This window comes from Ruegeria sp. AL11, assembly GCF_056540865.1.
The window spans coordinates 109,162-122,409 of sequence record NZ_JBQFXO010000010.1; the positions used below are offsets into that span (position 1 = coordinate 109,162).

A 13,248-nucleotide genomic window follows, 5' to 3' on the forward strand; every position below is an offset into this window, starting at 1 on the left:
TTCTTTTGTCCAATAAGACGGGTGTTTGGCCCATTTCGCAAGCTTTCAGTTGGCGCAGGCTTGCTCTTTGCGGCGTGTGTGCTTAGGTCTTTTTCGGTGAAAGAACGGAGTACCCATGCTGTCGCTGATCCAAATACTGCTGCTGATCCTGGACATTGTCTGGTTCATCATCCTCGCCCACGTGATCATGAGCTGGCTGATCAATTTCCAGGTGCTGAATCTGCACCAACAGCTGGTCGCGCAAATCTGGTACGGCCTGAACCGCATACTCGAACCGATCTACGGCCCGATCCGCCGTATACTGCCGAATATGGGCGGGCTGGATCTGACCCCTCTGGTCGTGCTGATCGGGGTCTATGCGGCACGGATTATCTTGATCAACAATGCGGGCTATTTCGTCTGACCTCTTGTTCACCGAATCTTAGTGTGTGATTGTCCTGTCTTAAGAGCAGATAAACCTTAAAACAGGGCAACCCCACACATGTTCGACGCCGCACCCCTGCTGCGAGATGTCTTTGGATTCGACGACTTCCGCCCTGGTCAGGAAGAGATCGTCGATGCCGTGACCGCAGGTGAAAACGTGCTGGCCATAATGCCAACAGGCGGCGGTAAATCCCTGTGTTATCAATTGCCTGCGCTGCTGCGCGACGGTGTGACGGTGGTGATATCTCCGCTGATCGCCTTGATGCGCGATCAGGTCCGAGGCTTGCAGGAGGCCGGGGTTGAAGCCGGTGCGCTGACCTCGGGAAACACCCCCGAAGAAACCGATGCGGTATGGGAGGCGTTGGAGGCCGGGCGGCTGAAACTCCTCTACATGGCCCCGGAACGTTTGGCCGCTGGATCCGCGCTGGGAATGCTTCGTCGGATCAATGTCAGCCTGATCGCCGTCGATGAGGCGCATTGCGTCAGCCAATGGGGTCATGATTTTCGCCCCGACTATCTGCGGATCGGAGAGCTGCGGCGCGCCCTGAACATACCTCTGGCCGCGTTCACTGCCACGGCGGATGCCGAAACGCAGGACGAGATCGTTGAGAAACTGTTCGACGGCGGCACCCCACGCAAATTCCTGCGCGGCTTTGACCGGCCCAACATCCATCTTGCCTTTGCCGCCAAAGACGGACCACGCAAGCAGATCCTCGATTTCGCCGCCGCGCGCAAAACCCAATCCGGCATCGTCTATTGCGGCACCCGCAATAAGACCGAAGTGCTGGCCAAGGCTCTGCGCGACGAAGGGCATTCAGCCTGTCACTATCATGGCGGTATGGACCCCGAGGACCGGCGTACCGTCGAAACCCGTTTCGCGCGAGAGGACGGGCTGATCGTCGTCGCCACTGTGGCTTTCGGGATGGGCATCGACAAACCCGATATCCGCTGGGTCGCCCATGCGGACTTGCCCAAATCCATCGAGGCCTATTATCAAGAGATAGGCCGCGCCGGGCGCGACGGAGGCCCGGCTGAAACCCTGACTCTATTCGGGCCCGACGACATTCGCTTGCGGCGGTCTCAGGTGGATGAAGGCCTCGCCCCGCCCGAACGGCGCATGGCGGATCATGCGCGTTTGAACGCTCTGCTGGGTTTGGCCGAGGCGCTGGTGTGCCGTCGTCAGACTCTTCTGGGCTATTTCGGAGAAACGGCCGAGCCTTGCGGGAAATGTGATCTCTGCGACACCCCACCCGAGATTTTTGATGGCACAACCCCTGTCCGCATGGCGCTGTCGGCGATTCTGCGGACCGAGGAATGGTTTGGCAGTGGCCATCTGATCGACATCCTTCTGGCCAATGAAACCGACAAGATCCGCGCGCGCCGCCATGATACGCTGTCGACCTGGGGTATCGGCAAAGACTGGTCGCGCCCGCAATGGCAGGCGATCTTTCGGCAGATGATGGGCCATGATCTGGTCCGCCCCGACCCCGAACGCCACGGCGCCCTGCGCATGACCGAGGCCGCCAAACCGATCCTGAAGGGTGAGGCGCAGATCAACCTACGCAAGGATACGATCCGCAAAGCCGCGCGCCGCCCGGCAGTCAAGGCGATGGTGGCCGAGGAAGACGCTCCGCTGCTCTCTGCCCTCAAGGCCAAGCGCCGCGCTTTGGCCGAGGCCGCGCGTGTACCTGCCTATGTCATCTTCCCCGACCGCACCTTGATCGAAATAGCCGAGAAACGCCCGCAATCACTGGACGACATGGCCCGCATCGGAGGGGTCGGGGCCAAAAAGCTTGAACGCTATGGTGACACCTTCCTCGAGGTCATCGCCGGGACCGTAGAAGCTGTCCACCCCGCCCGCCGCAAGCTGGCCGGTCGCGAGCAGGGCGAGATTTACGACCGCCTGCTTGAGGTGCAGTCGCAATTGTCCCGCGGGCCAGATGGGATCGACAAGCCGCTCAGTTGCACGGCCTCGCAACTGGCGAAGGTGGCGCAGTTGCGACCGGATGACTCACGCGGGGTCGAACAGGTTTTGGGCGATCGTCGTCACGAAAGGTTCGGTGCAGCCTTTCTGGACGTGCTGCGGCAAGAGGGCTAAGTACGCCCTATCAGGCAAGGAACGAGGGCGGATATGCTGGTAGTGATTTCCCCGGCCAAGCGGCTGGACTGGGCAGAACGGGATGTTGAGGCCACGCAGCCCGACTTTCAGGACGATGCGATCCGTTTGTCCAAGACTGCGCGCAATCTGACACTGGGCGACCTCAAGAAACTGATGGACCTCAGCGATGATCTGGCCCGGCTGAACCGGGACCGCTATCGCGCCTTCGCCGATGCGCCCGGGCTTGAGGCTACCCGCCCCGCCGCACTGGCCTTTGCCGGTGACACTTATCAGGGGTTAGAGGCAACCTCACTGGACGCGGATGAGATGGCATGGGCGCAGGACCATCTGCGCATTCTGTCCGGTCTTTACGGTGTGCTGCGCCCTCTGGACGCGATTCAGCCCTATCGGTTGGAAATGGGCAGCAAGCTGAAAACGCGGCGCGGCAAGAACCTTTATGATTATTGGCGCGACCAGCTCAGCAAAGCACTGAACGCGCAAGGGGCTGAGGTTGGCAGCGAGGTCCTGGTGAACTGCGCCAGTCAGGAGTATTTCGGGGCGGTCGATCTGAAAGCGCTGAACCTGAAGGTCATCACTCCGGTCTTCATGGAGGACAAAGCCGGTACGCCCAAAATCGTCAGCTTTTTCGCCAAGAAAGCGAGGGGTGCAATGGCGCGGTACATCATTCAACATCGTCTAACCGATCCGGCCGGGTTGCTGGATTTTGACAGCGGCGGCTATGAATACCGCCCCGATCTATCGGAGGATGACAAGCCTGTTTTCGTGCGTCCCTACACGGCTTAGAGGGCAGGAAGCGAGAGGCCAGCCCCTCGCGCTCCCTGAGGTATTTTTAGCCAGATGAATTTGGGATACCTTTTTAGGGTCTCTGCCGCTGCTTATTCGGGCTTGGACGTGACAAGTTCAGCGTCCTCGGGGCAATGGTCCAGGATCATTTGTTGGATAAGGTTCTTGTGCAGCGGTTTGGTAAGGTAGTGATCCAGACCGGCCTCCAGAATGCCTTGATCATCCCCCGCCATGGCGTGCGCTGTCAGGGCGACGATCGGCACGTGACGACCGGTTTCAACCTCGCGGCGGCGGATTTCGGCGGTGGCTTGTTTGCCATCCATTCGGGGCATCGAAATGTCCATGAAGATCAAATCGGGTGAAAACTCCTGATAGAGATCAACAGCCTCTTGCCCGTTACCCGTGAAACGCAAGTCGATGTTCAGATCCTTGACCATCTTCTTCAGGATCAGCTGGTTGGTCCTGTTATCCTCGGCCGCCAGAACGCGCATCACGCGGTTCCCGATTGGGTGGGTCTCAGGCGTAGGTTGAGGCGAGGTATCTGGCTGAGATGCAGGGTCCCCCAAAGCGATAAGTCGGCTGTATAGCTCAGACCGAGGAATGGGTTTTTGCAGAACACCTTCGATCAGGTGCCGTGCAGGGCTGGCGTGAATGACGCCCGGATTGGTGGACATGATGACCACTGGCAATTCAGTCCAGCCGCGTTCGTGCAGCATGGTCGCAAGCTCCATCCCGTCCATGTCGGGCAGGTCATGATCGCATAGGAACAGATCAATCGAGGGATCCAGATTCGACAGCGCTTCCCCCCCGGAAGCGCAAACTGTGACCTTTGCCCCAAGGCGCCCCAGTTGCTTGGCGAGGATGGCCCGGTTGGCGGCCATATCCTCGACCAGCATCACGTGTTTCAGGCACCCTTGCAGGTCAGGCGGAGAGGGTTGCGGCCCCTCGGCGGTGGGCAGAGACACCCGGAAACCAAAACACGACCCTTGCCCAACTTCGCTTTCGACCCAGACATTGCCCCCCATCATCGTGATCAGGCGTTTGGTGATCGCGAGGCCCAGCCCTGTGCCTTCGAATTGGCGGTTGCGCTCATCTTCGACCTGATTGAACTCACCAAAAATGTGGTTGATCTTGTCGTCCTCAATCCCGATGCCGGTATCTTCGATAGCGATGTGAACGTCGCAATCTTGCCGATCTGGATGGGGTACACCGGTCACTCGGATCAGCACATGCCCCTCGCTGGTGAACTTGACGGCATTGCCAACAAGGTTAGTGAGAACCTGCCGCACACGGCCCGGATCCCCCACGAACAACGTCGGCAAGAAGAGATCATAATCCACCAGCAGGGTCAGGCCCTTGTCGCGCACGCTGGGCTGTAGCAGCATCGCAACCTCAAGGATACAGCGTTCGAGGTCAAACTGCTCGGGGTGCAGGATCAGCTTGTCCGCTTCGATTTTGGAATAGTCCAGCACGTCGTTGATGATGACCAGAAGCGCCTCGCCCGAGTTGCGGATCGTGTTGACATAAAGGAGCTGTTCTTCATCCATCGGCGTTTCGGACAGTAACTCTGTCATGCCGACGATACCGTTCATGGGCGTCCGGATTTCATGGCTCATATTCGCCAGAAAGGCCGATTTGGCGCGGTTTGCAGCCTCGGCGCGGTCGCGTGCGGCCTGCAATTCCGCCTCATGCCGGACGGAAGCGGTGATGTTCAGGGCAAGACTAACCACATCACCGCCGCTGCCACGCTGGTCGATCAGGCGGATATACTGACCATTCCACAATTGGATCACCTCGGGTGGCGGATTAGCCCGTGCCCAGCGTCTTTGCATGCGTGCCTGCCAGTCCCCGGCCTTTTCCGAGTCGGTGTCGACGATGCCTTCGTTGGTCAGCAATTCAAGAATGCGCGTATACGAGATACCCGGCGCGACCTCATCAAGACCTTCGAACACGCTCAGATAGGCGGTATTGGCCCCGATCAGGCGACTGTCACCGTCGAAAAAGGCAAACCCGTCTTGAATGGTCTGGATCGAATGCCACAGGCGACGCTCGGCCACTTCGACCTTGGCATGGGCCTCGGTCAGATCTGATTTGACCTTTTCATTCTCGCCCCGGACGGTTTCAACTTCGGCCTGAGTCTCGCCAATTCGTTTGGTCAACGCCATCGCATGACGGCCCAGTTTGCGGTTGGCCGAAGACAGCTCAGCCTGTTTCAGCGCCAACATCCGTTCCGCCGCGAGGCGCGCGCGCCGTTCCTGTGCCAGTTTTTGTGCGAGGCTCATGATGCGTAATTCCGGTCTGCTCTGCCGTCAGCATCCGGGCAATCGGTGAAAAAGTGTTTAAGCCGTTGCCTGAGGGGCACCGCACGTGTCAAATTGACCCCAAACAGGAGGTCAAAATGCACCGCTTTGTATTTTTTTCAATAACTTACATCATTTCCACTTTCGCCCTGACCTTGGGCGCTCTGGCCCAGACTGCCGTGCCCGAGTTCCGCTATATCACGACCCGAGATGCGGATTTTTATGGCTCGGATCTGGATGCGCTGTTCGATACGGATCTAAAGTCCTGCATCCGCGCGTGTTCGGCCAATCAAAGCTGCACGGCCTTTACCTATAACACTCGGTCGGATGCCTGTTTTCCTAAAAGCGGTGTGAACCGGCAGGAGCCATATCAAGGCGCGGTGTCGGCACAGAAAGTATTCATCCCAGAACAGACCCTATTATTGGGGAAAACGCGCGCTGAGTCCCTCACATTCCTTCGCCAGAAAGACCTGAACGAAGCGTTTCAACAGGCCCGCGACCTTGGGTTTCGCCACTCTGCCGGAGGGCGTGACCTGCAGACTTTGCTGGAGTCAGCGCTGAACGCAGATACGGATCGGCTTGCGATGTTGTGGACTGGGGAGGCCGTGACCCTCAGCGATGCGTCCGACCTATGGGTTGAATACGCCCGGCTGCTGCTGCGCCTGAACCCGAACGGATATCAGGAGCAGCAGGACTTCCGCACCCGCGCGTTGAACGCCGCCATCAACGGATATCTGCGCGCGGACGCACCGGGGGCCCAAATCGCGGCGCTGATGGTGATGTCAGACGCGCTGGAAGCGGTCGAACGCGGTCGCGATATGGTGTCGGCACTGCGGCTGGCCGAACAGGTCCAACCGCGTGAGGATGTCCTGGCGGCTTTGGATGATGCCATCGGAAAATACGGCTTCCGCATCATCGACAGCACGGTGGAAAGCAACGCCGCTGCGCCGCGTATCTGCGTTGAGTTCTCGGAACCCTTGGTCAAGGCGGGCGTCGACTATGACCCGTTTGTGCAGCGCAGTGACGATGGGCTGGTGGTGCAGGTCGATGGCAAAAGCCTCTGCCTGGACGGCGTTGCGCATGGTCAGCGCTATCGCTTTTCCCTGCGCGAAGGGCTTCCGGCAGCCTCGGGTGAGGCCTTGAACCGTACTGTCGAGCTGACGCACTACGTCCGTGACCGTGCTCCGTCGGTCCGGTTTCCGGGCCGCAGCTATGTGCTGCCAAAGTCGGCGGATGCAGCCTTGCCGGTCGAGACGGTCAATACCGGTTCTCTGGACCTGACCCTGCGACGCGTCAGCGACCGCAACCTGATCAGGGCCGTCCAGCAGGATTTCTTTGGCCGCCCCCTCAGCGAATGGCAGGAACGTGAATTCTCGGACGAGATTGCCGAGGATGTCTGGACCGGAACAGCCGAGATCGCAAACGAACTGAACCAAAGCATGACCGCCCGTCTGCCCATGGCCGAGGCGATTGCCGATCAACCCGCTGGGATCTATGCCCTGACTGCGCGCGTCCCCGGGGCAGATCCTTATGATGATCCAGGCGCAACACAGTGGTTTGTGCTGACCGACCTGGGGATCAGCACAGCCCTTGGTACAGACGGGCTGCATGTCACCGTACGCGGTCTGCACGACGCAACCCCGCGCGAGGGGATCGAGGTCTCGCTGGTTTCAAACGCCAACGCGGTGATTGCCAAGGCGCAGACAGATGACAGTGGCTATGCGCAGTTCGAAGCGGGCCTGACCCGCGGCAAAGGCGCCAGCGCACCGGTTTTGGTGATGGTGGCTGATGGGGAATCCGATTTCAGCTTCCTCTCTCTGACCGACCCTGCTTTTGACCTGTCGGATCGCGGGGTCGAAGGGCGTGCCCCTGCGGGTCCTGTGGATGTGTTCCTGACCACGGACCGGGGCGCCTATCGCGCCGGAGAGGTCATTCACATCACAGCTCTATCCCGCGACAACAAAGCTCAGGCCATCGAAGGCCTGCCCCTGACTGCCATTCTCTATCGCCCCGATGGGGTGGAGTATCGCCGCGCGGTCTCGGATGGCGGTGTTGCGGGCGGCCATGTCTTCAGCCTGCCCGTCGCCCCGGATGTGCCGCGAGGAACGTGGAAGATCGAGATCAAGTCCGACCCCAAAGCCGACGCTCTGGCCCGTCAAACCGTGTTGGTCGAGGATTTCCTGCCCGAGCGCATCGACTTTGACCTCAGCCTGCCGGACGCCCCTCTGCGCCCCGGCGATACGCCGCCCTTGCAGATCGACGCACGCTACTTGTTCGGCGCGCCGGGATCGGGTTTGAGCATTGACGGTCAGGTCATCGCCCGCCCAACCGACGCCGTTCCGGGCTTTGAAACCTATCGTTTCGGCCGCTACGACGCCGAGACCTCAACCAAAAGCACCTATTTCGGCGATGCGCAGACGGATGCCTCTGGGCAGGCCTCGATTGCCATTGAAATCCCCGTGTTAGAGACAAATGGCAAACCTCTTGAGGCCGAAATCATCGCCCGGTTGACGGACGGATCAGGCCACCCCGTCGAACGCCGCCTGACGGCTCCGGTCCGATCCGCACAGGCAATGATCGGTGTCCGCCCCCTGTTCGAGGATGTGATCCCCGAGGGCACCGAGGCCGCGTTCCAAATCATCGGCCTGTCTCCGGACCTGACCGTTGAACCCATGCGCCTGCGCTGGACGTTGAACAGGCTGGAAACCCGCTATCAATGGTATCAGCTCTATGGCGATTGGAATTGGGAGCCGACAACGCGTCGCTCCCGTATTGCCACCGGTGAGGTTGAGACAGGTGCAGAGCCACTGAACCTGTCGCAGCCGGTTGACTGGGGACAGTATGAACTGGTGGTTGAACGCCTCGATGGCGCCTACGCGGAAACCGCCGTGGAGTTCAGCGCGGGCTGGTATCAGGCGGCGGATGCCTCCACCTCGCCCGACCGGCTGGAAATGTCGCTGGACCGCGACAGTTATCGCCCGGGTGACACGGCGCAACTGCGGATCGTGCCGCGCATGGCAGGCGAGGCGCAGATCGAGGTCCTCTCGAACCGTTTGATCGACCGTCAGATGGTCGACGTGCCAGAGGGCGAAACCGTGATCCCGATCGACGTGACCGAGGATTGGGGTGCCGGAGCCTATGTCACCGCCACCGTGATCCGCCCCATGGATGTTGCCGCCGGCCAGAACCCGGCACGGGCGATGGGCGTGGCCCATGCAAAAGTTGAGCCTGTCGGGCGAAATCTGGATGTGAGCATTGATGTGCCTCAGGTGACCTCTCCGAGAACGACACAGAAAGCCCTTATTAGGGTCGAAAATGCACAGGAAGGTGAGCCTGTTTGGCTGACCCTGGCCGCCGTGGATGTGGGGATTCTGAATCTGACCGGTTTCGAAAGCCCCGATCCGCAGGGTTACTATTTCGGCCAGCGCCGTCTGGGTGTGGACCTGCGTGATGTCTATGGCCGCCTGATCGACGGCATGAACGGCGCGATGGGCACGATCCGCTCGGGCGGTGACAATTCGGGGATGCAGAGGCAATCCCCTCCGCCCACACAAGACCTGATGGCCGTTTTCAGCGGCCCGGTTAAGGTAGACGCAAACGGAGAGGTCGAGGTCGACATCCCTCTGCCCGCCTTCAACGGAACCGTACGGCTGATGGCGGTTGCCTGGTCGGCGGCAGCCGTAGGACAGGCCGAGGCCGAGATAATCGTGCGCGACCCCGTGGTCGTCACAGGCAGCCTGCCCCGTTTTCTGGCCCCCGGCGACCAAAGCCGGATGTTGCTTGAGATCGTCCATGCCGATGGCCCATCAGGTGAGATGGCACTGGGACTGACCACCTCAACCGGGTTGGAGTTGGGAACAGCGCCCGCCAGCTTTGTTCTGGAGGATGGCGGCAAGGCGGTGTTCGAAATCCCGCTTCGCGCGCTTGCCGTCGGAGACCCGGAAATCAGCGTGGCGATCACGACGCCGGATGGCCGTGACTTGTCGCAAACCCTCCGGATGCCGGTACGCGCAAACGACCCTATTGTGGCTCAAACACGGCGGTTTTCTCTGGGTACGGGCGACAATTTCCTGTTCACCCAGGACGTGTTCGATGGCTTCCAGCCCGGCACCGCAAAGGCGATCCTGTCTGCAGGCGCTTTGGCAAAGTTCGACACGCCCGCCCTGCTGGATCAGCTGAATCGCTACCCATATGGCTGCACCGAACAGATCACCAGCAAGGCTCTGCCGCTGTTGTACCTGTCCTCCGTGGCGCAAGCGTCGGGGCTGGGTGACGGGCCGATTGTGGATCAACGTATCAGAGACTCGATCCGCAGCATCCTGACCCGGCAGGCCCCGAACGGAGCGTTTGGCCTCTGGCGTGCAGAGAGCGGAGATTTCTGGTTGGACGCCTATGTCACCGACTTCCTCTCGCGCGCCCGAGCGCAAGGCCACCCGGTGTCGGACCGCGCCTTCGCGCAGGCCATGCATAACCTGCGCAACCGCGTGAACTATGCCCCGGATTTCGACGAAGGCGGTGAGGATATTGCCTATGCTCTGATGGTGCTGGCGCGCGAGGGCGCAGCCTCGATGGGCGATCTGCGCTATTACGCGGATACCAAGGGGGACGCTTTCGACACCCCTCTGGCCGCCGCGCAACTTGGGGCGGCGCTGGCGTCCTACGGAGATCAGACCCGTGCCGACGCCATGTTCGCCCGTGCGGCCCAGCTGCTGCAGCGCCGACCCGCGCAGGAGCGCTACCTGTGGCGAGTCGACTACGGCACAGACCTGCGGGATGCCGCCGGGCTGCTGACCCTTGCGGTCGATGCGGGCAGTCAGGCGGTGGATCGGGACGCACTTATCCAACGTGTCACCTCCAGTCGCGCGCATTTGTCGACGCAGGAGGCTTCATGGTCCCTGCTGGCCGCTCATGCGCTTGTATCCGACCCATCCGACTCGGGGTTGATGGTGAACGGCGCGCCGGTCTCTGGCCCTTTCGTTCAGGTGCGTGAGGCAGGGTTTATCGATGACCTGAACATCTCGGCCACCGCAGCCAACCCAACCGATATCACACTTACAGTGACGGGCATCCCAACCACTCCGCCCGAGGCCGGAGGCACCGGATACGCCATAAACAGAGCCTATTACTCGATGGAAGGCGACCCTCTGGATCCGTCAACCTTCACTGCCGGTGACCGCTTTGTAACCGTCCTGACCGTCACTCCGTTCGAGAGCGGCGGCGCGCGGTTGATGATCGATGACCCTCTGGCAGCGGGGATCGAGATCGACAACCCCAACCTGTTGCGATCAGGCGATGTGCGCGCGTTGGACTGGCTGGACCTGTCCGACGCGACTCATACCGAGTTCCGCTCGGACCGTTTCCTAGCGGCGGTCAATCTGTCTGGGGGCGAAACGGTGACGCTGGCCTATGTGGCCCGCGCCGTTACGCCCGGTGCGTTCCACCACCCGGCCGCCTCGGTCGAGGATATGTATCGCCCGCAAAACCGCGCGCGGACGGAAACCGGGCGGGTTGAGGTGCGGTGATTCCGCGCCATCCATTTCGGCGCAAGGGGTTCGCCCCGGTGCTGCTGGCGCTGGCCTCTGCGCTCTACCTGACCGCCTTTGCGCGGGACCGGTTGGATACGTGGGTAGACGCGACCGTCCTGCCACCTGTTCTGGCCGAAACCTCGGTCGAAATGAGGGGCCGAGACGGAGCGCTTCTGCGGGCCTTCCCGGTCGAGGACGGCATCTGGCGGATGCGCCCCGGCCCGGTGGATCCCGCCTTTACCGAGATGCTGATCCGGTATGAGGATAAACGGTTCTGGTCACATTCCGGCGTCGACCCCCTCGCGTTCCTCCGCGCGGCTGGCCAAGCCCTATGGAACGGACGTACCGTTTCCGGTGGATCGACGCTCACCATGCAGGTCGCGCGGCTGATCGAGGATGGCTCAACCGGGCGTTGGAGTGGCAAAATTCGCCAAGTTAGGGTCTCTTTGGCGCTGGAACGGCGTCAGAGCAAGCAGCAAATCCTAAATCTCTACCTAACCCACGCCCCCTACGGTGGCAATCTGGAAGGCCTCCGCGCAGGCAGCCGTGCATGGTTTGGAAAAGACCCGGCGCGGCTGACCCCCGCGCAGGCAGCCCTGCTGATTGCCCTTCCCCAATCGCCCGAAGTCCGACGCCCGGACCGTGCCCCCTTGGCCGCCCGAAACGCGCGTGACCGGGTTCTGAAGCGGATGCAGTCTTATGGGGTTTTGACCGAATCTGAGATGCACAGCGCGCTGACGGAAGATATCCCGGATCAGATGCGCGCATTTCCCCGTTTGGCCCCTCACCTCACAGACCGAGCGCGGCGCGAAAACCCGGGATCAGAGGCTTTGGATCTGACACTGGATGCCGGGCTGCAGGAACGGCTGGAGCCTCTTGTGGCGCAGGCAGCGGCGCGAGCGGGACCGCGTATTTCGGGGGCTTTAATCGTGGCTGATCACCGCAGCGGAGAGATTCTGGCCTCGGTCGGTTCTTCGGGCTACCAGGACGCGCGGCAAGGGTTCGTGGATATGACCCAAGCGCTACGGTCTCCGGGGTCGACGCTGAAGCCTCTGGTCTATGGGTTGGCCTTCGATCAGGGGTTTGCCCATCCCGAAACGCTGATCAGCGACAGCCCGGTGATGTTTGGTCGCTACGCGCCACGCAACTTCGATGGCATATTTCGCGGCGATGTGCGGGTTCGGGACGCGCTGCAAATGTCGCTTAATATTCCAGTTGTACGCCTGACGGATGAGCTTGGGCCTGCGCGCGTGATGGCCGCCCTTAAGCAGGCCGGAGCCCACCCGAAACTGAAAGGAGGCACCCCAGGCCTTGCCATCTCACTGGGGGGTGTCGGGCTGAGCCTGCGCGATCTGGTGCAACTCTACGCCACGTTGGCCGCAGGTGGGCAGGGGCCATGGTTGCGCCATGAGGCCTTGGCGGATCGCGCTAAGACGCCTCGGGTTCTGTCAGATGACGCGGCATGGCAGGTGAGCGATATTCTGGTCGGTCTTGCCCCTCCACCAGGGGCCGCTGCATTTGGCTTGGCGTATAAGACCGGCACGTCCTACGGGCACCGGGACGCCTGGGCGATCGGCTTTGACGGCCAGCATGTCATCGGTGTGTGGCTCGGGCGCGCGGATGGAACTCCGGTCCCCGGCGCCTTTGGTGGAGAGTTGGCGGCCCCCCTGTTGTTTGAAGCCTTCGGTCATCTGAAACCGACTGCCACGCCATTGCGCCCACCACCGCCATCGACTTTGATCGTGGGGGCCGCCGAACTGCCGCAACCTTTGCAACGCTTTCGGCCCCGAGGGGCAGCGTTCGACGATGACCCAAGCGCCCCGGACCTGATCTTTCCGCCCAATAACTCTGTGTTAGAGACGGATGGAGGCCCGGTGACCGTGAAAGTGCGCGGCGGCGTTGAACCATTCTCGCTTTTGGCGGATGGCGTTCCGGTATTGACTGGGCAACGACATCGCGAGTTCGACATCCCGAACCCGGGTCGCGGGTATTCCGCACTGGTGGTGGTAGACGCCCATGGCGCGTCAGATCGGGTGTCAGTTCGGATCGACTAAAGCGGTTCCATCAAGTGACTCGAATGTCCGAGAACGCTGATAGC

The 13,248-nt window shown here is 61.2% G+C and carries 6 protein-coding genes; 5 read left to right on the forward strand and 1 reads right to left on the reverse strand.

The features are described from left to right. The first annotated feature begins 115 nt into the window (after positions 1–115). From ACR0IP_RS16735 to yaaA, 3 genes are all read left to right on the forward strand, one after another. The gene (locus tag ACR0IP_RS16735) at positions 116–403 is read left to right on the forward strand and encodes a YggT family protein (protein WP_170472916.1); all 288 of its coding nucleotides are present in this window, start codon (positions 116–118) and stop codon (positions 401–403) included. A gap of 78 nt (positions 404–481) precedes the next feature. Next, on the forward strand, positions 482–2,521 hold the full coding sequence (recQ, locus tag ACR0IP_RS16740; protein WP_480526807.1) for a DNA helicase RecQ: 2,040 nt from the start codon (positions 482–484) through the stop codon (positions 2,519–2,521). Between the two features lie 33 nt (positions 2,522–2,554). Beyond that, on the forward strand, positions 2,555–3,325 hold the full coding sequence (gene yaaA, locus ACR0IP_RS16745) for a peroxide stress protein YaaA (protein WP_480526808.1): 771 nt from the start codon (positions 2,555–2,557) through the stop codon (positions 3,323–3,325). Between the two features lie 92 nt (positions 3,326–3,417). On the opposite strand, the gene ACR0IP_RS16750 is transcribed toward yaaA, so the two are convergent. Further along, a complete protein-coding gene (locus tag ACR0IP_RS16750) occupies positions 3,418–5,607 on the reverse strand; it encodes a response regulator (protein WP_480526810.1) in 2,190 nt (729 codons plus the stop codon). Positions 5,608–5,723: 116 nt separating this feature from the next. Here ACR0IP_RS16750 and ACR0IP_RS16755 point away from each other — a divergent pair, with 116 nt between their 5' ends. Next, complete coding sequence (locus ACR0IP_RS16755) at positions 5,724–11,147, forward strand: alpha-2-macroglobulin family protein (RefSeq protein WP_480526812.1); 5,424 nt, start codon at positions 5,724–5,726, stop codon at positions 11,145–11,147. Further along, positions 11,144–13,204, forward strand: coding sequence for a penicillin-binding protein 1C (gene pbpC, locus ACR0IP_RS16760; protein ID WP_480526813.1), 2,061 nt, complete (start codon positions 11,144–11,146; stop codon positions 13,202–13,204). The genes ACR0IP_RS16755 and pbpC overlap by 4 nt, the downstream gene beginning before the upstream one ends. Positions 13,205–13,248: the final 44 nt, after the last annotated feature.

What these genes read in the sequence shown, in the direction of transcription:
- ACR0IP_RS16735 (WP_170472916.1), top strand. Translation starts at nt 116, where the DNA reads ATGCTGTCGCTGATCCAAATACTGCTGCTGATCCTGGACATTGTCTGG.
- recQ (WP_480526807.1), top strand. Translation starts at nt 482, where the DNA reads ATGTTCGACGCCGCACCCCTGCTGCGAGATGTCTTTGGATTCGACGAC.
- yaaA (WP_480526808.1), top strand. Translation starts at nt 2,555, where the DNA reads ATGCTGGTAGTGATTTCCCCGGCCAAGCGGCTGGACTGGGCAGAACGG.
- ACR0IP_RS16750 (WP_480526810.1), bottom strand. Translation starts at nt 5,607, where the DNA reads ATGAGCCTCGCACAAAAACTGGCACAGGAACGGCGCGCGCGCCTCGCG.
- ACR0IP_RS16755 (WP_480526812.1), top strand. Translation starts at nt 5,724, where the DNA reads ATGCACCGCTTTGTATTTTTTTCAATAACTTACATCATTTCCACTTTC.